At 39.5% G+C, this 20354-nt stretch carries 17 protein-coding genes; 10 read left to right on the top strand and 7 right to left on the bottom strand.

Annotated features, from left to right (window positions below):
- Nucleotides 1-72: 72 nt before the first annotated feature.
- On the top strand, nt 73-1191 hold the full coding sequence (locus UABAM_RS11915; protein WP_151968230.1) for a serine/threonine protein kinase: 1119 nt from the start codon (nt 73-75) through the stop codon (nt 1189-1191).
- A gap of 37 nt (nt 1192-1228) precedes the next feature.
- Here the strand turns inward: UABAM_RS11915 and UABAM_RS33395 are convergent, their stop codons facing one another.
- Nucleotides 1229-2896: a cyclase family protein gene (locus UABAM_RS33395; protein WP_173013265.1), complete on the bottom strand. Its 1668-nt coding sequence runs from the start codon at nt 2894-2896 to the stop codon at nt 1229-1231.
- A gap of 262 nt (nt 2897-3158) precedes the next feature.
- Between UABAM_RS33395 and UABAM_RS11905 the strand changes: the two genes are divergently transcribed.
- From UABAM_RS11905 to UABAM_RS11890, 4 genes are all read left to right on the top strand, one after another.
- Nucleotides 3159-4343, top strand: coding sequence for a CREC-EF hand family protein (locus UABAM_RS11905; RefSeq protein WP_151968229.1), 1185 nt, complete (start codon nt 3159-3161; stop codon nt 4341-4343).
- 194 nt (nt 4344-4537) lie between these two features.
- Nucleotides 4538-5683, top strand: coding sequence for a hypothetical protein (locus UABAM_RS11900; protein WP_151968228.1), 1146 nt, complete (start codon nt 4538-4540; stop codon nt 5681-5683).
- A gap of 134 nt (nt 5684-5817) precedes the next feature.
- A complete protein-coding gene (locus UABAM_RS11895; RefSeq protein WP_151968227.1) occupies nt 5818-7029 on the top strand; it encodes a hypothetical protein in 1212 nt (403 codons plus the stop codon).
- Between the two features lie 68 nt (nt 7030-7097).
- Nucleotides 7098-8186, top strand: a complete 1089-nt coding sequence (locus UABAM_RS11890) for a hypothetical protein (RefSeq protein WP_151968226.1) — start codon at nt 7098-7100, stop codon at nt 8184-8186.
- On the opposite strand, the gene hpnA is transcribed toward UABAM_RS11890, so the two are convergent.
- The 3 genes from hpnA to UABAM_RS11875 all read right to left on the bottom strand — a co-directional run bounded on the left by hpnA (nt 8173) and on the right by UABAM_RS11875 (nt 12315).
- Entirely contained in the window at nt 8173-9171 is a 999-nt protein-coding gene (hpnA, locus tag UABAM_RS11885) for a hopanoid-associated sugar epimerase (protein WP_151968225.1), read from the bottom strand. The genes UABAM_RS11890 and hpnA overlap by 14 nt on opposite strands.
- A gap of 39 nt (nt 9172-9210) precedes the next feature.
- A complete protein-coding gene (locus UABAM_RS11880) occupies nt 9211-10554 on the bottom strand; it encodes a BamA/TamA family outer membrane protein (RefSeq protein ID WP_151968224.1) in 1344 nt (447 codons plus the stop codon).
- A 72-nt stretch (nt 10555-10626) separates the two neighbouring features.
- Complete coding sequence (locus UABAM_RS11875; RefSeq protein WP_173013264.1) at nt 10627-12315, bottom strand: membrane dipeptidase; 1689 nt, start codon at nt 12313-12315, stop codon at nt 10627-10629.
- A gap of 287 nt (nt 12316-12602) precedes the next feature.
- On the opposite strand from UABAM_RS11875, the gene UABAM_RS11870 reads away from it, so the two are divergent.
- Nucleotides 12603-12971: a hypothetical protein gene (locus UABAM_RS11870; protein ID WP_151968222.1), complete on the top strand. Its 369-nt coding sequence runs from the start codon at nt 12603-12605 to the stop codon at nt 12969-12971.
- A 90-nt stretch (nt 12972-13061) separates the two neighbouring features.
- Here the strand turns inward: UABAM_RS11870 and UABAM_RS11865 are convergent, their stop codons facing one another.
- On the bottom strand, nt 13062-13775 hold the full coding sequence (locus UABAM_RS11865; RefSeq protein WP_151968221.1) for an SGNH/GDSL hydrolase family protein: 714 nt from the start codon (nt 13773-13775) through the stop codon (nt 13062-13064).
- Nucleotides 13776-14272: 497 nt separating this feature from the next.
- Between UABAM_RS11865 and UABAM_RS11860 the strand changes: the two genes are divergently transcribed.
- On the top strand, nt 14273-15655 hold the full coding sequence (locus tag UABAM_RS11860) for a hypothetical protein (RefSeq protein WP_151968220.1): 1383 nt from the start codon (nt 14273-14275) through the stop codon (nt 15653-15655).
- 135 nt (nt 15656-15790) lie between these two features.
- Here the strand turns inward: UABAM_RS11860 and UABAM_RS11855 are convergent, their stop codons facing one another.
- Nucleotides 15791-16378: a Maf family protein gene (locus tag UABAM_RS11855; RefSeq protein ID WP_151968219.1), complete on the bottom strand. Its 588-nt coding sequence runs from the start codon at nt 16376-16378 to the stop codon at nt 15791-15793.
- A 23-nt stretch (nt 16379-16401) separates the two neighbouring features.
- On the opposite strand from UABAM_RS11855, the gene mvk reads away from it, so the two are divergent.
- From mvk to UABAM_RS11840, 3 genes are read left to right on the top strand one after another with little or no spacing between them, the layout of a single operon-like run.
- Complete coding sequence (mvk, locus tag UABAM_RS11850) at nt 16402-17370, top strand: mevalonate kinase (RefSeq protein ID WP_151968218.1); 969 nt, start codon at nt 16402-16404, stop codon at nt 17368-17370.
- A gap of 1 nt (nt 17371) precedes the next feature.
- The gene (locus UABAM_RS11845) at nt 17372-18829 is read left to right on the top strand and encodes a hypothetical protein (RefSeq protein ID WP_151968217.1); all 1458 of its coding nucleotides are present in this window, start codon (nt 17372-17374) and stop codon (nt 18827-18829) included.
- Entirely contained in the window at nt 18822-19859 is a 1038-nt protein-coding gene (locus UABAM_RS11840) for a transporter substrate-binding domain-containing protein (protein ID WP_151968216.1), read from the top strand. The genes UABAM_RS11845 and UABAM_RS11840 overlap by 8 nt, the downstream gene beginning before the upstream one ends.
- On the opposite strand, the gene UABAM_RS11835 is transcribed toward UABAM_RS11840, so the two are convergent.
- Complete coding sequence (locus tag UABAM_RS11835) at nt 19860-20351, bottom strand: CAP domain-containing protein (protein WP_173013263.1); 492 nt, start codon at nt 20349-20351, stop codon at nt 19860-19862. It abuts the gene before it with no gap.
- Nucleotides 20352-20354 lie beyond the last annotated feature (3 nt).

Genomic DNA, 20354 nt, shown 5'->3' with positions numbered 1-20354 from the left:
CATTTTCTTTATTAGTCGTTAGAATTTAGCGATTGTTATAAACATTTTCATTTGTAGAGTTGAGAATAAACCATGGCAATACACAATTTTCAATGCAATAAATGCGGTGCCGTCATGAGAATGGCTGTTAGACCAAACAACGCCCTCATTCACGTTACTTGTATGCGTTGTCAAGTAGTTATTTTCAATAACCAACCCAGTACCAAAACGCCAGCCAACCCAGCACCTCCAGGCATGATGCCCGGGGCTCTTTCAGGCGCGCAACTTGGCCAATCTTTTGGGGATATAAAAGTACCACCGCCAATTCCTCCAGGACAGCCCCATGCCCAGCCACAAGTTCCCGCGCAACCAGTGCAGCCGCAAGCGAAGCGTATCCGTATTAAAGACCAATATACGATAAAGAAGCAGTTGGGTGAAGGTACCATGGGACGTGTATTTCTCGCTCACGACGACAAAAATAATGAAGATGTGGCAGTAAAAATATTAGTAAATACCAATGAAAAACTACGTAAATATTTTCAGCGAGAAGCACTCGTTTTAAATGATTTGCAGCATCCTAACATCATTGGTTTTAAAGACTGCGGTAATCACAATGGACGTTTGTTTATTGTTATGGAATACATTGAAGGACAAACTCTACTAGACCGGTTAAAAATGGGCCCTATTTTACCGCGACATGCCGCCCATTTGATGACATATGTTCTCAGTGCTTTACACTATGCCTACCAGCATAACATCGTACACCGCGATATAAAACCAGCCAACATATTTATTACAAAAAATAGAGAAATCAAAGTGATTGACCTTGGTTTGGGAAAAGTCATCACGGAATCAGTCGACTTGACAAAAACAGGGCAGATTATGGGGACATGTTTCTATATGCCTTTAGAACAGATACAAAGATCGAAAGCCGCCGATCATCCCGCAGATATTTATGCAGTAGGGGCGACATTGTATCACATATTGGTAGGAATTGCTCCATTTGAAGAGTGCGGAAGAACTTTAGACAAACTTTTTTATGCAAAGTTAAAAAACAACTATATTCGTTTAAAAGAGCGCAATAAAGATCTGCCTGATGAAATCATAAAGATTGTAGAAAAAGCAATGGAGCATAAACCTGAAGATCGTTATAAAACAGCAGAAGAAATGCGCACCGAGTTACAAAACTTCCTACAAAACCACCCAAAATAAAGCGAGAATCCAGTATTGCACTGAATTCTCGTTTAAACTAATCTTTAAAAGCCACAAATCGCGCCCAGCATGAGGCAAGTTCCATACCTTTTTGAATAAAACATGCAATGAAATAACGACCACTTTGCATCTCGGCAATTTGGTTACCGATATTTTCCGCATGTATGATCCCTTTGGGGAATAAGTTCAAATGCATATCCTGGTAGTATTGATCTAAAGGATAGACCTCATCCCATTCTTTGCCATATGTTTCTTTTATCTTACTATTTGCCTCTTCAAATGTTTTTGGGTGCCATAGACGCTGAATCGTGTTCATGGGGTGTTCCATTGCCACACAGTCTACAGCCAACCAATTAATTTCTTTGTCTATGCACCACTGGGCAAAATCAGGAGATGGTCCTGGGTGGCGTATCATATAACGAAATTCACTGGAGTCAGGGCTGTTCCATCCATATTTGTGATAACCTGTTTTGATAACGAGTATATCTCCTTTTTGTACATCAACTACTTTTTCGATCATTTCAGGAGTGTATACACTTGTATCACTTACAAATTCAGATATGTCGGCGACGGCTCCTGGGCCAAACCATTTTTCAAATGGAGTTTCACCTATGGTCTTTCCGGCGGCATGAAAGTGTTTTTCACCGTCCATATGTGTTGCTAAATGGAAACTAGCTTTGCAGTGCGCGTTGTTGCGACCAAGACCGAAGTATTGTCCACCGACGCGTTTGTGATAACGTACGCTCAGTGGCTCATAGTTTGCCCACTGTGGGGTTTGTACACTGAAAGGCAATGTCAAATCGAGCATCGTCATATCATGCATCGCGGTAAAAAAGTCTTGTTCGCTCATGTCTTGTGGTGCTTGTAGTGCGACAGCTCTACACCACGCCGATTCAACCTCCATAAACGGAATAGGTTGTATCATCACCCATGCACGTTTATTGTTGAGTTCGTTGAGTTGTCCACCGAGTGATTCGGCAAATAACAAACCTGCTTTGGGAATCGTGGTGTGTGTGTGTTCATAATATTCGTCGGGAGGGAAGCACTCATCCCATGTTTTGTTGTGCGTTTCTTTTAACTTTGCTTCTGCTTTTTCAAATTCACGTGCATGCATGTAACGCAAATTCGTATTCATGGGGTGTTCAACACTACCACAGTCCACCGCAATCATTTTTAACTTCATGTCAAGAGCCCACTGGAAGAATTCCGGGGAAGGACCAGGGTGTCTTAGGTAATAACCAAACTCCTTGTTTTCAATTCCCCCCTGAGCTTGTTCGTTTTTGACATCTGGTTGATCATATCCATATTTATGGTAACCAGTGTTTATAATAAGAATATCTCCCGGTTTTACTTCCGCTCGTTCGGTGATCATTTCTGGTGTATACAGACTGTAATCAGATACAGCATCAGATATATCAACGACAACACCTTCTCCACATACATCACTGAGAGGAATATCTGCAATTGCTCTGCAACCTGAGTGAAATGCGCGCGGGCCAACAAGATGTGTTCCGGTGTTATTTGACCATTCGATTAATTGACCATTCGCACCTTGTCCACCACCAAAAGAACCAGTTAATCTTTTGAAAAAGTGCACTTGAAGAGGCATTTCTCCCGGCCATGGAGGAGTAAAAATACTAAGCGACTGCGTTAAATCAAACCACTTTGCATCGCTAAGTATACGCAGGGATTTTTGTTCATTCATCCATGTTTTCCTTACTGAAATTTGTATATTAAAGCTACAAGATAAATATTTTCGGATCTTTTGTCAAATATCGAATAGTAAAAATGAAATTTGACGCGCTTAAAACAGTTACTTTCTATTGAAAGTAGTTAAAATAACCCCAAATTTGTTAGAGCAATAAATTTGTTAAAAATAAAAAAATATGATCTTGATATTTTTAGTCATAAAATCTACAATGAGAATGGTATAAGGTATTTTAAAATATATTGAAAGGGGTATTGGTATGAAATATTTGGTTATTTTTCTTCTCATCCCTACATTAGCTTTAAGTAGCTTGTGGGCAGATGATGGCGACTCCGTCGTTCAAGACCGTCCTGAAAATTTCATGGACAGTCCTGTAAAAAACAGTGAACTTCCTCCCGTCTTCGGTATTGAGTTCCACCATGATTTGTTAGAAGTTTTTCGTACAGATTATCGTTGGGGAATCAACAACTATTTAGAAAACTCTAACGACGATTTAGGCGTTGGCCATGTTCTTGAATATTTGGCAGACCTACAAGAACACCAACACCATGGAGATGGTGCAGATATCAAGCGTTCTGGTTATAGAGATCTTGGAATCGTAGAAGGGGATGTTGAAGTTTTCACTTCCGCGATCAGCAATTTTATTTCTGATTTTAATTCTAGTACCGAAGTATTCAATTCGGTAATCATGCAAGGTGAAAGTACCTTCTTTAACGCTTTGGGTCAAGAGACCACAAATACTGATCCTGCATCTGTGTACGAAGATTATGAAGGTGACAGTTCTGACACAGTATCTGTCTACGCTGGGCGTAATACAGGAGCTGCTCCTACAGGATATGGTCCTAACGGAAGATATCGCGAAGGTGACAATGGTGATTACACAAACGAAGTGCTTCTTATGACCATTACCACACCTGAAGGTGTATTCGAAGTAAACGCTTTTGGTGTATACACTCCTATCGTTCTTGATATGGATGGAGACAAGCGTCTTCAAGCTTCTGGTGGTAAGTGGCTGCCTCATAGTTCTATCGAAAAAGACACACGTCGCGCATTCGACATCAATGGCGATGGTTTTGCTGAAGTCATCGAATGGGTAGGCCCAAATGATGGTCTTCTAGTACAATATGATGGTGGAGAAATCAATGGTAATCATCTTTTTGGTGATGCAGGTGGTTTCAAGCACGGTTTTGAAAAACTTTCTCTACTTGATAAAAACAACGATGGCGTTCTTACTGGTGCAGAGCTAGAAACACTAAGCGTATGGCAAGATAAGAACGGCAACGCAAAAGCAGACAGCGGTGAAGTTCAAACTGTCGAAGAACTAAATATCACTTCTATCGGCGTAAAACATCGTATGTTTACAGCTTCTTTTACCCAAAATGGCGAAAGCAAAATGCTATGGGATTGGCATCCATCTACACACATAGTAAAGAAGATTAAGTAATCACACGTAAATCTACAAAAAAGGCCACGGCAATTGCTGTGGCCTTTTTTTTGTCTTTGCAATTCTTTGTAAACACTCTCAATCACGTCACCTATGAAAATATCTAAAATATGCTCTTGCTATTCTCTGTAATAAAAATTAAACTATTATAGTCAAATTTTTATATATAAAAATAAAAGTGAAAGGGGTATAGCATGAAATATTTTATTATCTTTCTACTCATCCCTACATTAGCTTTAAGTAGCTTGTGGGCCGATGATGGCGACTCTGTCGTCCAAGATCGTCCTGAAAACTTTATGGACAGTCCTGTAAAAAGCAGTGAGCTTCCTCCCGTTTTCGGTATTGAATTCCACGACGACTTAATGCGTATGTTCCGTACATCGGAAGAATGGTGGGTAAATAACAACTACCTAGAGAATTCTCATGACGAGTTAGGTATTGGTCATGTTCTTGAATACTTGGCTGATTTAGATGAACACCAGCACCATGGAAATGGTACAGCTATCAGAGGATCTGGATTTCGCGATTTCGGTATCGTTGAAGGTGACGCTGCGGCTTTTACTAACGCGATTAGTAATTTTATTTCCCAATTCAATAGTAGTTCAGAAGTATTTAACTCTGTAATCATGCAGGGCGAGAGTACTTTCTTCAATGCCTTGGGACAGGAAACAACAAATACTGATCCTGGAGCTGTGTACGATGATTATGAAGGCGAAAATACAGATACAATCGCTGTTTTTGCAGGTCGAAACACTGCTGCCGCTCAAGGTTACAGCACAAATGAAGAACTACTAATGACCATTACCACACCTGAAGGTGTATTTGAAGTAAATGCTTTTGGTGTATCCACACCTATCGTTCTCGATATGGATGGCGATAAGCGTCTTCAAGCATCGGCTGGCCAATGGTTGCCTCATAAATCTATTGAAAAAGATACTCGTAGAGCGTTTGATATCAATGGTGACGGTTTTCCTGAAGTGATTGAATGGGTAGGTCCAAATGATGGTCTTCTCGTACAATACGATGGTGGAGAAATCAATGGTAATCATCTTTTTGGTGATGCCGGTGGTTTTAAGCATGGATTCGAAAAACTTTCTCTACTTGATAAAAACAACGATGGCGTTCTTACTGGCGCAGAGCTAGAAACACTAAGCGTATGGCAAGATAAGAACAGCAACGCGAAAGTAGATAGTGGCGAAGTTCAAACTCTAGAAGAGTTAAACATCACATCTATTGGTGTAAAACATCGTATGTTTACAGCTTCTTTTACCCAAAATGGCGAAAGCAAAATGTTGTGGGATTGGCATCCAGCAACTCATACGGTAAAGAAGATTAAGTAATCATAAATAAATGAGTAAAGAGCCGCAGCGAATCGCTGCGGTTTTTTTTTTGGTCTTGCTATTATTCTCTGTAGAAACTAAAATAAATATAGTTAAAATTTTTATATATGAAAATATTGGGAAAGGGGCAAGGCATGAAATATTTTATTATTTTTCTACTCATCCCTACATTAGCTTTAAGCAGTTTGTGGGCCGATGATGGCGACTCTGTCGCCGCAAATAGTCCTGAAAACTTTATGGATAGCCCTGTCGAAAACAGTGAGCTTCCTCCGGTTTTTGGTATTGAGTTTCACGATGATTTAGTACGCATTTTTCGCGATCCACGCAATGGTTTTCGCTACTTAGAAGATGGTGTTGACGATCTTGGTATCGGTCATGTACTTAACTATCTCGCTGGTTTAGAAGAGCACTTTCATCATGGAAATGCCGATGAAATTAAAGGTCGAGAACTTGGTGGCGGACGTTTTAATTTTAATAACACCCACCACAGTGAAGTAGGGATTGTGGAAGGTGACGCGCTAGCATTTACAAACGCTCTTGGTAACTTTATTTCTGACTTTAATGCGAGTACAGAAGTATTCAACTCTATCATCATGCAAGGTGAAAGTGCATTCTTCAATGCACTGGGGCAAGAAACTACAAATACTGATCCTGAAGACGTTTATGATGGTGAAGAATCTGCACAAACAGTAACTGTATACGCTGGTAGAAATACTGCAGCAGTTCCTAGTAGTTCTCAGTATTACCAGAATGGTCAATATTCTAGTGACAATGGCGATTACACAAATGAAATGCTTCTAGCTACCATCACTACTCCTAATGGTGTATTTGAGCTAAATGCATTTGGTGTGGCAACTCCTATCGTTCTTGATATGGATGGCGACAAACGTTTAGAAGCTTCTGGTGGTAAGTGGTTACCTCATAGTTCTATTGAAAAAGACACACGTCGTGCATTCGACATCAACGGCGATGGTTTTCCTGAAGTAATTGAATGGGTAGGCCCAAATGATGGCCTTCTTGTACAATACGATGGCGGACAAATCAATGGTAATCACCTTTTTGGGGATGCCGGTGGTTTCAAGCACGGATTTGAAAAACTTTCTCTACTTGATGAGAACAACGACAACGTTTTGAACGGTGCTGAGTTAGAAACATTAAGCGTATGGCAAGATAAAAACAGCAACGCGAAAGTTGACAATGGCGAAGTAAAATCTCTACAAGAGTTAAACATTACATCTATCAATGTAAAACACCGCCTGTTCACCTCTTCTTTTACCCAAAATGGCGAAAGCAAAATGTTGTGGGATTGGCATCCAGCAACTCATATGGTAAAAAAGATTAAATAATTTTTTCATCATCAAAAAAAACCGTAGATATTGCTACGGTTTTTTTTTTGCCTTTAGGATGTAATAATATGTTATCTAAAAAAATTTGCTTCATATTTGTAGTTCTCTTTTGTGTACAAACTCTTTTTGCCGATAAGTGGTTTATTTCTCGGAAAGATTTAGAAAGCCAAGGTATTAATTACCAAACGTTGTTCAATGCGATCTTATCGGAAAAACATCAATTTGTACTTGCGTATAGCACCCTAAGTAAAGAAGACAAAGCGCAGGGGAATGTCTATGCTCTTCATAAATTGTCGTTAGAAAAGGACGGAAAGATTACGGTTCAATCCGTGAAATTACCTGTTTTCTTTTTTGGTGGAATTGCCTTAACCGATAAGGGAAGAACCGCTGTTATTGTTGGTAACTATGGCACGAAAATTTTACGCGTGAGCACAAAATCATTGAAATTTCAGACGGTTTACGAATATAAAAAGGGAACGCCTGGTTTTAAAACCAACGTTTTTACTGTGGGACATAGAAGTCGTATATTTCTCGACGGTTATTTTTATGACGAAGAGCAGTATTCGCAGGGAGATTTTATCGTCGAACTACTGATCAATCGCAAAGAAAAAACTGTAGATTTTGAGAAGAAAATTGATTTGAAAAAGCTATATCGCAAATTGAATGGACACCCAAAAGTTTTAAACCTTTACTCTGGAGATGTTGCTTATCTTTCGATTCCCAATGCAGCAGAAAAACAAACATATCTTCATTATTACAATAAAGGAAAGACCGAACTAATCGACAAAGGACTTCTTATTGGTTCATTTGCTGGTGCACATCATCGTTTGTTTTATACCATTCTTCGCGATAAAAAAACACGTAGAAGTTATGTCAAAGATTTGAAAACGAAAAAAGTATGGGAAATTGGCAAGCCGCAAGTTCCTTATACCTACCCTTTTATTTCAAAAGATGGTAAGGTAATTATGATATGCACGGTTGACATTAGAGAGCAGAGAATGAGTGTTTATGTTGCTAGAGAAAGCGAAGACTACAAGCTACATAACCTTCTTGATGACGTAAGCGTTGGTCCTTTTAAACTTTCTGACAGCGGTGCACATTACTTATATTGTCATAACAAGGGAATATCTATACAAAAGACGTTTAAGAAGAAGTAGGTCTTTTGGCGTAATTATTATCATAAAACCATTCCACCGCCTCTTCAAGTGCCTTTTCGATGGGAGTGATGGTATAGCCTAGTTTTTGTTGCGCTTTATTACTATCAAAAAACATGTACTTTCTTGCCATCTTTACTCCATCGAGAGGTATTGGTGGTGTTTTTCCGATGAAAGAAAAAGCGGTTTGACTTAGTAAGGCGGCGGTGTAAGCGACAACGTAAGGCATTTTTACCTTTGGAGCTTTGAGTGAGGTAATTGTTTCTAGGATTTGTAACATCTCAATCAGTGTTAGGTTTTTTCCTCCCAGAATGTAAACCTCTCCGATTTCACCTTTATGAAGTGCCAAAATATGACCACGGGCCACATCCGCCACATCGACGAAATTTAGACCTGTATCTAAGTAGGCTGGCATTTTTCGTTGTAAAAAATCAACGATAATTTTCCCAGTAGGAGTGGGTTTTACATCGTATGCTCCTATGGGGGTACTAGGGCTGACAATTGTTACGGGAATTCCCTTGTCCGCAAGTTTTTTCACCTCTATTTCGGCAAGAAATTTTGACTTTTTATATTCACCTACCATATCAGTGATATCTGCAATACTCTCTTCATTTACAGCACTGCGGTCTTTTGCTAATTTCAATGTGGCAACAGAGCTAGTGTAAACGATTTTTTCTACCCCTGCTTGGTGAGCTAACTCTATCAGTTTCTTACTTCCCTCTACATTCACTTTGTAAAAGATACTTGGATCTTTTTCCCATAGTGTGTAATGCGCAGCAACGTGGAAAACATAACGACAGTCGCGGAGAGCGGTTTTAAGAGACTCTTCATCACATAAATCTCCACGGCAAATTTCTACTCCAAGGTTCTGTACGTGCTGTTGTGGTTCAGATCGCAGCAACAACTTAACCGGTATTCCTTCTGCAATAAGAGCTTTTGCAACACTGTACCCAACGAAACCCGATGCTCCAGTCACCAATGCTTTCATAATAAAAAATCCACTCCTAACTAAAATATTTTTCAGATATTAAAAAGGGTAATCTAAACCGGCAAATACAGCACTTCCTTCATCACCATATCCAATATCGACCGCCGCAACAATTTGTGAGCGTACAACAAAGCGTACCCCTACTCCAAAGACCACTTTAATGTCTCGTGGAGAAAGAATTTCGCTAATCGAGTTCGCGACCTGACCAATGTCGGTAAATATAGCTGTTTCAACGTCGAGACTAATACCACTTATTAGCCAGCGGTACATGCGAATACGTTCTTCTATATTGAGTAAGATACGATGATTATCGTAGAAACGACCGTTTCCATATCCACGTAATGTTTCCGCTCCCCCCAGAGAACTTTGTTCATAAAATGGTATGTCTTCACCATGGACAAGCTCTACCAAGCCACGTATTGCCGTTAAATATTTGCGATCTTCGTCAAAAGCAAGATACGCGCGACCTTCCATGCCGTAACGGCGAAAAGAAAAAGAACTTAGTATCGGTTCGTTGCCCATTTCAAAAAATACACGTCCATAGTAGCCCATTGTCGGGGTAATTTGATTGTCGCGACTGTCAAATGCCAATGCTAGTCGCAGTGTTGTGGTGTAACTACCATCTACTCCTTCTTCATCGGCGAATAAATCTTCTAAGCTTGGAATATCGTCAACGACACCATCTCCAGGTTTTAGCGCACGAAATGCAAGACCAACAGTGCCAAAAACATTTTTCCATAGCTCTTTACGCAAATCAGCAAATGCTTCGAATTTGATTAAAGTAAAGCTGGTTTCATCATCTTCTTCGGAGTCGGCGCCAATTCCATGGAAACGTTCTGTCGGACTGCGTTCAAAAATAGCTTGGCCATTGAGTTGTAAATCCGGGCAATAGAATTGTCTATGTTCGTATTCAAATAGGTATGTCCAAAAATTTTCGGAAGAATGAGAGAATAACAATACATAGTTTATATTTTCTGTGGGGAAAGCAAAATAATTCACATCGAGAAAAACACCGGTGAATTCGTTGTATACGAGTAGAGGTGCTATGATGCTATCGATGCGGCCTTGTTTTTCGGTGATAACTGCAAGTAAAAAACCATATGTGTTACCCAGGTTGGGGTTCGAGGAGAATATAGGAAGTGGTACAGCAAATGGTTCGTCATCTAAACTTTCGGATGCGTCGAGAAGCGTGTCGGATTCTTCAATAAAATTTTCCGCATCTTGGTCTATGTTGAAATCAATTGACTCATCTTGTGGATCTTTTTCTGGAAGGAGAATTTCGATATCAGCTTCGTTAAGGTTGGGGTTAAGGTTGTTTTGCGTGTGCTCGTTCTGTGCATGCAAAAGGGAGAGGATGAGCACAACTATCAATATATATTTCATTAGGAGGAAATCCAGGAATAAAGTTTATTTCAATAGGAACAAGGGAGAGCTATTCGCTCTCCCTCTGTTTATTTACTTTTTCATGTTTGCCTTGCGTTGCTCTTTTGTTTGATATGGTTCGATTGTGTCTTTTGCTTTTTCTAGGTCGACTTTGTAGGCAACTGGTCTACGATTTTCATCGTAACATCTTTCCCACATACGAATGAATTTTTCCGCCGAATTCTCTAAATCGTTGGTTTTGACACCAAGATTGTTCAAATCGCGAATAACATCGCCAATAAGACCGATGTGTGCAAAACCTTTTGTGTCAAAATCACTACCAACACCATTGGCAAAACGATCTCCTTGCAGCTGTTGCTGATGTTTCTTTTCGAAATTAAAACCACTAGCAGAACAGGCATCTTTGCCATCAAAACGCGGCAAGATTTGGGTAATAAATCCGTTTAAATCACTCGCGAAAGCAACCTGCAAGTTCAATTCGCGCGAAGCAAATTGATACATTTGTGCAAAAGATACCGAAGATCCATGACAACAGTTTTTTACTGGAGATTTTCTATACCCTAGTGTTTCGTCTTTTCCTGTACGTAGTCCAAACATTCCGCCAGTAGAAGCGATCACATGTGCATATTCGATGGATGTAGATTTTTCTTCTTCACCTTTTGCTCCGGCCATAATTTCACGGATGTGACCATGAGAAACAAAAAGAGGGTAAAATTTATTTTGTTGCGATATATTGTAAGTTGTTGTAACACCGCGTTGCGACATATGTGCTATGTCTATTAGCATATTGCGCTTGATCATTTCTTTGATTAAAGTTGCGCCTTCGTCAGACAAACCGACGACATTCATGCCATTTTCATCTTGTTTAAAACCAAAATCGTTTTCGCCACGCATATGTTTTTGTGCTATTTGACGAACATTTGGAGGTAATTCATTCCAGTTGCGTGCGCCGTAAATAGCAGGAAGATTTTCCTTAACCACTTTGGTGAATTCATTTTTGTCGTCACCATTGTTCATGTTGCGAATGGCTTGAAAAACATAGAAAATAGGGTGGTGAGGAGCCGCGCCTGAAAAACGGTTGTTGAGTTGGTGAACAGGTTGGATGGAACGAACACCCATTTCGTAATACTCATCAAGTTGTTTGATAAGATCGTTATCTCCGAAAGGGTCTGAAGTTTCAATCGCCAAAACAACGGCCAGTTTTCCTTCGTGGATAATACGGCGTGCTTCAGCAGGAGATAGAGCAATTTCGTACCAATCATGTTCTTTGTCAAAGCGCCAAGCAGCTTCGATTTGGCGTTTGATGGCAGGTATGTCTGCGCATCCCCATTCTTTCACACGATGTTTTTCCGGGATCACGTGTGCAAGTGGTTCAAAGTTAACCGCGGACATCACAATGATGTTTAGCCCGTCTTCATGTGCTTGTTTTAACCAGTCCGCGTGTACTTGTTGATGACTAATGGAATCCCAACGTGGCCAACCACTGAATTTTGGATAGCCGCCTGTACGTTCCAGGTGGATACCTAAAAAACCTTCACCAATAAGATAACCATGGTCATTCATACCACTACAAGCGCAAAGAGCTTCTTCTTGAGGCCCAGTATGAGAACCATATAACCATCCACCACCAAAAGCATATTCTGTCATTTGATGAATGTGAATGTCGGCAAAACCAGGAACTGGTTTACCTGTTGTGCCGTCTGCAAACAAACTCAGACTAAAGATAAGAGCAACAACAATAAATTTTTTTGTAGATAACATAACTCCCCCAATAATTAACATTTTGGTGTTCTTAGATGTATCCTGTGTCGGTTGTATTTCCGGGAGTTTTATACGGAAATTTGCACTGTACATCTCAATCTAAATCGTTGATGTATTTTAGGTTAGTCGACGTATTTTGTCAATCTTATTCTAAGTTAAGAGCATGTCTAAATTGTGAGACATGTCGGAGTGGGGGCCTATAATGCTCGAAAATCGTTAAGTTATTTTTGGTACAGTATTTGCTTTACTAGAAATTTGGTGTTGACAGTATAAACTTAGGAGGAAAAATGTTGAGATTTGGATTTGTACTATTTTTAACCGTATTGTTCTGTGCTTCTTGTACTCCAAAGTCGAAGTGGCAATATGATATTCAAATTGTAAATCCAGGGACGCGGAGTGAAGGACGCAGAGGGCATCTACGTTACGGGTATAAAGAAATTTATTATGTAAAATCGCGATTGATGGTTCCCATTGGAATTTTTGAGTATCGCAAAGGAAAAATGCCTTGGGAAGATCGTGGTTGGTTTAAGATCAATAATCAAGGAACAAACAAAAATCAAATATATCTAATGGATTTAAATATATGGGTAAAACCCAAAGAAATTGATAAATATTATCGTTCTTGGGACGCTGGTTTTGGTATGCACAGAAAATAGTATTTATCATTAGACATGCGATCAAAAGTCTCCCTGGTAAAGCCGGGGAGACTTCCTTCCTTTTAACTGCGAGCAACAAGGCGTTTTCATTTAAACCTGTTCTTTTCTTTTCACAAGAATTTTTTCCGAAGCCGTTTTTCCCCAAATTTTATATATCTCTGGACCAGGATGAAAGCCGTCTGTTGCCATCATTTTTGGGTCCTCGATCAAGTTCTGTTTGATATAATCAATATCGTTGGTTTTTATTAAAGTTTGTAAATTTTGATCAAATTCTGATGATAGGTATCCTAGGTACCAACGCAAAGGGTGTGGGAGTGCTGGAAATTTACCCACGGGAGGGAAGCCTGATACCACAATTTGTGAGACACCAAATTTATCTCTTAGAACATTGAATATTTTTTGCTGTGTGTTTAAAAATACCTTTAGTCTCATTCCTGAGGTTACGTCATTCACCCCCAAAGAAACAACAGCCACATCAAAGTGTTGAGGATCTATTTTTTCGATATGTTTAAGAGTAGATTTGCTTGTTGCTCCTGATTTTGCAATGACTTGCCAATGAACATCAAAATGCTGCGATAAAGTAGACACTAAATTACCCGATAAAGATTGTTGTAATGTTGAAACTCCGACACCTGCAGCAGCAGAGTCTCCCAGAACTAGCAAGCGCAATGTTGGGCCTTGTCCTTGGTTGCCATGACGTTGACACATAGGTTCAGGTAGCTTTTCGATATTTTTCTGAACAATGATACCTTGGGGAATGATAATGGGAGAGAGTATCATTCTAACAAAGAAGTTTGCAATCATTTGGTGGTTCCTTAGGTGAACAATTATTGTTTTGCTTTTACCAATATGCTGACCTATCTATCATTCCAAATTATTTTTTTATTTTCAACAATTTAATACGCAACAGTCTATTATTTAATTTGAACTGCGTTGTTTTCTCAAAGAGATGAAGCATATTCAATGTGTCGTCTTGAGCATTTCGTCATGAAAAAATGATTCAATTATTACCTAAGTATTACACAACAATTACTTGGTTGTTACGCGTTTTTTGTAAGATATAAGTGAGGCTGTAACTATAACGTTTTAGGAAAGATAGGGGCATTGCGAAATAAAAATTTTTGAATATTTTCATCGTAGAATTGTCTAGTGCGGTAAGAACGTCATGTTAGTTACACAGCCCAAGCCTGGTTTTATAACAACAGAACCTGTTACGAATATAGATGAGTCAGTCGTTACTTACTTAACGGCTTTGAGTGTAGTTTTGCAAGCCATTCTCTATATGACAAGGAGCTTAACTGATGAATAAAAAACTTTCATGGTTGTGTATAGGCATGTTGATTGTCACACTGATCGGTTGTGATTGTATACGAATCAAACGCCTAGCAAGTGAGAAACACTTACGCGAAGACAGAGTGAACTATATCTATAGTCGAGATCAAGAAGAACCCCTTGAAGAATTTGACGAAGAAGAGATTTATATCCATAATGAAGGCGATGGCAAAACGGTCGACATTACCAATGAGGTTGGCAGCAATGGAGGTAATATCGATCGCAATATCATTGATCGAGAACCTGGAGAAGACGGTATAGGGGGAAGTGTTTTACCAGGTGGTGGTAAAGTAAGGTTAGGACGGGTACGAGGTGCAACTAAGACATCTTCCGAAAAATTGGACCCTAGTTATACGGACGTGCCAAAAAAGGGTGATAAAAAAACACGTACAACAACACAGCGTAAACCAAAATCAAAAACCGATACGCGTATTGAATGGATTATTTTTACGGAATATCCTATTCAAGAAGAAATCACAGCACCAGAAACTGTTTTACTTGACGGCGTAGAAGTTCAAGAAGGAAGTAAAATTTCTAGTGGGAGCCATCAAATTATGGTGAAGCATCCCGGACATGAAACACTGCGCGAAACTATTTTTGTACCTGTAGGTAAGAAAATTTACACCTTCAAAGGCACCATGTTGACATTACCGCGTCGTATTGAGCCGAATATTACTTATGATATTTCACCTCCATCGGGAGAAACATCATTGATTCTTGTGAATGAACGCAGCGGAAAAAAGATTTTCGTAGGTGATGGCACATCTGTAAAACCAGGGGAGTATCAGCTAAAAATTAACCGACGCGGTTACTCATCGATAAGTAAGTCCGTTAGAATTTATCCGCTTCGATCTACATACAATATCACAGAGATGTTACAAGCTAAACCGGTGAAAATTCGCACAATTGTCGATTATGATGTTGAACCAACTGCCGGTTTAAAAAATCCTAGTGTCGTTTTTCTTGGACGCAATATCCAACAGCGAATTATTGATGGGGGAAGTATTAAACCAGGACGCTACAGTTATAAAATAACGCAACCAGGATACCGCATGCAAGGAAATGAAAAACAAATAGAGATCTCACCTGGCGAAGAGGTGCATACTATTCGCGGAATGATGAATGTTCAACCACGCCAAATTTCTTTTGAGATTGTGAAGGATGATATTCTTGTACCACTTCAAGGAATTTTTATCGATGGCGAAAGGGTGCGTTTTGATAAAGCGTTTGTCCCTGGCAGGGAGTATCGTCTTGTTGTCAAGTTTCGCGATTACCAAACCGTGGAGAAAAACATCACAATTACTCCTGGAGAGGGGCCGTACAGGCTTGATGTTCCACTGATACCAAAGTAATGCGGTATAACGTAAAAAAAGATTAACTTTTTTACAGTGCGTCGTAAGGGCGGGCCTAGTGTCCGCCCGTTCCCCCAAATACCAATGAACGCTCTTTACCATGTTTCAAAAATACCAACGGATTTTCACCTCCACTCAAAAAAACCACTTCTCCAATATATACTCTACGGGAAGTCCGATGACGTTATTGAAATTTCCTTCCATATGGCGAATAGACCCTATGTTTTCGATATCAATTCCTCCAGCGCGCTCGGTTACGTTGTTGTTCTCAATATACGTGTCGATTTGTTGTGAGGTCATCGGTTCTAATTCGATGATTGTGGTACAGTGGTCACTGACATAATCGTTTTCTAAAGAGTACAAACATACGCCAGTAATCACACGGTGTTTTTGGTGTGACAAACCACGAATCATTTGTTGCGCCTCTTCATTATCTCTGGGCTTTCCAAGAATTTTGTCTTGTAACACAACTACCGTGTCGGCAGATAATACGGCGTAAAATTTTCTTTGTTGTAACAGATTTAAGTTGCGTTCTACGACATCACGTGCTTTTTGTTGTGCTAGTTTTACAACGGCTTCTTCTGGGCTCCATTGTGGATGAATATTTTCGACAATATTTGCAGGAATCACCGTAAAAGAAATCGCGAAATCCTCCAATAATCTCTTGCGCTGAGGGGAATTAGACGCTAGTATGATGGGGTGATTTTTATTGATTTTTTGCATTGTTTATAAACCTTGGGGATAAAATGCGTGGTTATGGGAAAATTATTTTATTTGGCGAACATTCGGTAGTTTATGGATATCCAGCTTTGGCAACTAGCTTAGATGTCGGTGTGTTGTGCAAAATTGAACCTCACAACAAATATCAATTGAATGTTCCTTGCTTATCCTTAGTCATGAATGACAACGATAGCGAACATGTGCTTGGCAAAGTATTTAACAAAATCCTGTCATATTTTCCACAAAAAAAACAGGCATGTCGCATAGATCTTTTTCCGGAAATACCTTTAGGCGCTGGTTTGGGAAGCTCTGCGGCAACATCTGTATCTATCATTCGCGGTCTACTTAAACATCATAATCTTGTGTGGGATAACAACCAGGTAAACGATGTGGCGTTTGCTGCTGAAACTATTTTTCACGGTACCCCTTCTGGCATTGACAATACTATTGCAACTTTTGGCGGTATGTGTTACCTACGTAACGCACAGGAATTCCCCGCACCACGGCAAAGCATAGGTGAGATTCCCCTAAAGAAATTGACCATTTCCCAACTACCTGTTTTATCAAAGCCTTTACAATTGATGATTGTCAACACAAAGCGTGAACGTAGAACAAAAGATCTTGTAGACAAAGTACGAGAGTTTCGCAACAAAAACCAAGTAGAGTGTGATAAGACTATGCAAAAAATGGGAAGTTTTGCCGCAATTGCTCTGGACGCTTTTGAGCGTGAAGATTTTTCTACGATCGGTCATTTATTTGACGAAAACCAGTGTTGTTTACAAAAAATTGGTGTGTCGTGCAGTGAAATCGATTTTGTTTGCGATGAAGCGCGTCGTCATGGCGCACTGGGGGCAAAGCTGACAGGTGCTGGTGGCGGAGGATGTGTGATTGTTCTTGTGGAAAAACAACAGCCACAATTGCAAGAAATACTAGAGCAACGAGGGTTTGAGGTTTTTTATGCCCTTTGTGGGAAAGATTGTACGCGAGGGAAATGAGATGAACGAAGTACAGTTTGTTTATGCGAATACCGGTAACTCTATCATTGCCGATACACCAGATTATGGTGTGGAACAATTTTTAGACTACAGTGGCGATGATATGCCAACAAATATTAAAGAGTTACTCTGTCAACTACAAAAACATTGTCAACAATATGAACATATCTTTTCCGTTCTTGCGCGAAAAACCCCATACGTAGTGTTTATGGCCAAACAAGATAATCGCGTGCGGTTAGTGATTCCCGCCCAGGTCCATTTAAACGATGAAAACTTTCGCATTGAAGGCAAGGTTGTCCATGAATTGGATACATTGCTAAAAGACCCTGATAATATGAGCTGGGAAATCTTTGTGGGGGATGATGTGGGGGAAAATACGTTGCATCGTTTGGATCAACAAGAGATTCGTTCGGTTTGCGAGTGTCTTTACAGCGATGAAGAAAAACAAAATACTTTTTTGCTATTTCGCCAGCGATACGGCACTTCGGTAGTAGAAAAAAATCGAAGTTATTTGTTGTTGGTATGCATGTTTACGGTGGTTTTTTTAACGGTGGCGGTATATTTACAGCGCGATAAAATATTTATTTTATCTCAAAGTAGTTTTCAGCAGCGTCTTTACAAAGGAAATTTAACTTTGCAAACACCACCGCGCACAAAGTTGCAGATACAAAAATTACAAGTCGTCATGGAGCGCATAGAGAAACACCTTACCAACCTAACCAAAGAGCAGCAAGTGCAAACGCAAATACTGGAAGAACAGATACAGAAATTAGAAGATATTAGCACTGCAATCAAGAAAGAATATGCCGCAAAAGCTTTATATGAGTACAAGCTAAAAGAGTTAGAAAAAGAACGTCAAAAACAGAATTTTTTAAAAAAATTGATGACGGTGTTCTCTAAAAAAATAAAACAACAAAAGAAAAAAATTGCCGATAGCGAGAACAATATACGTTCTCAAGAAGCACAAAAAAAAGTAATGACAGACCATATTGCCAAGCAAAAAAAACAAACAGCAGAGCTTTCTGTGCGCAAAAAAACGTACATATCTTTGTTACAAATGTGTGAAAAAATACATGTGTATTTTGAGGATAAAATGCAAGGAGCTTTTGCTATTGATTTACCTAGTTTAGGTATAGAACTACAAACTTTTGCGCCACACATAGATGGTCAGCTATTGCACAAGGAAGACGAAGAAAACTTACAAAATATTTTACGGTATGTTAAAAGGATCAACGTAAAAAAACTCGCTTGGAGCTTTCAAAAACGAGCGATGGAAAATGATGTATTTTCGCGATTTATTTTAAGCGTTATCGATGAGAAACCTTATGTGGATAAAGAAGAGTTTCCTCAACTGGAGAAAATGTTTTCTCAAAAACAAGCTCTTGATAAGTTGATGACCTTTTACGGTAACATAGAGAACAAAAACAATTTTCAAAGGGACCAAGAAAAAAATGACTAGACTGATTATTTTTTTGGTACTGTTATGTACAACAAGCGCACAAGAGTCCATTACTGTCGGGATAAAATCCGCACCACCTTTTGTTATCTTGTCACAGGAAAAACCAAGTGGCTTTTCTATAGATCTCATTGAAAAGATAATAACCGATATAAATAAAGATGCTAAAATTGTCTATCATATTGACGAGGGCATTTCACCGCACTTGCAATCCATTGAAGAGAAAAGAGTTGATTTAGGAATCGCGGCAACCACTGTGACATTCGAGCGCGAAGCACGCATGGAATTTTCTCAACCTTTTTACTATAGTGGTTTGGGAATTTTAGTTCGCGAAGAGGAATCGGCGAAATGGAAATTGATTTTTTCTCAGGAAACGCTGCTGCTCTTTGTCGCTCTTGCGATTTATGTGATTGTCATTGCCAATCTCATTTGGTTTTTTGAGCGCAAACAAAAAACTTTTTCTAGAATATGGCATTCTGGCGTAGCACAGGGGGCATGGTGGACAATTGTAACAATGTCGACAGTTGGTTATGGAGATTTTTCACCACAAACTCGTATGGGAAGACTTTTAGCGATATTTGTTATTTTTAGTGGGATATGTTTGTTTGGACTGTTGATCGCTTCGTTTTCGTCGGCCTTAACTCTCGATCGCATGGGAAATAATATCAAAAATATGCACGACACGATGGGTTTTCCTGTTGCTGTTGTTTCGGGAACTACCGGAGAAAAATACATGCAAAAGATACATCCGAATCTTGTGTCTGTAGGATCACTTTCTGCGGCACTCAAGGCATTAGAAGAGCAAAGAGCAAAAGCTGTTGTACACGACATCCCGATACTTCGCTACTATATGAAAAACAATACCCAACCAAAGTTAAAGTTGGTGGAGGGAATCTTTTTTCCCTCGGCATACGCCATTGCTTTTCCCATCAAAAGTCCATTGCGCAAAAGAGTCAATATTCGCCTGTTGAAAATTATGGAAAGTGAGTTATACAACAAACTCATTACAAAATGGTTTGGAAGACGTGAATAGTTATCGCGATGTGGGTTGTAGAAAAATATGCGTAATATAGTAATGACCTTTGCCATTTACCACCACGCCGATACCCGTTTGGGTAAATTTTTTATCGAGTAAATTTAAGCGATGGTCTTTGCTTTCCAACCACGCCTGGACAACTTCTGTTGCGACAAAGTTACCCTTGCTAATGAGAGCGAGGTTTTCTGCAGCGAGAAGAAATTTTACTCCGGATAAAGATAAACGACGACTCAGTTTGCGATTTTGTGGATCTGTATGCGAAAAAAAGTTTTTTTTCGCCATGTCTTTGCTGTAATTTACGGCGATTTTTTGTAACTTTTTGTCCATTGCCAACAATGGAAGGTTGTTTTGTTTTCTGATTTTATTACTCTCGGCAAGAATGGACTCTGCCAACGAATACATATTATTATTGCTCGGGTAGAAATTGGGAGTAAAAAAACTAGTGCATGAACAAAATAGGACGGTGGTTAGAACGAGAATATGACGCATTTT

The sequence above is a fragment of the Candidatus Uabimicrobium amorphum genome (assembly GCF_009002475.1).
Classification (GTDB): Bacteria; Planctomycetota; Uabimicrobiia; order Uabimicrobiales; family Uabimicrobiaceae; genus Uabimicrobium; species Uabimicrobium amorphum.
The sequence above is the reverse complement of the archived record's forward strand: the minus strand, read 5'-3'. Positions and strand labels throughout refer to the sequence as shown.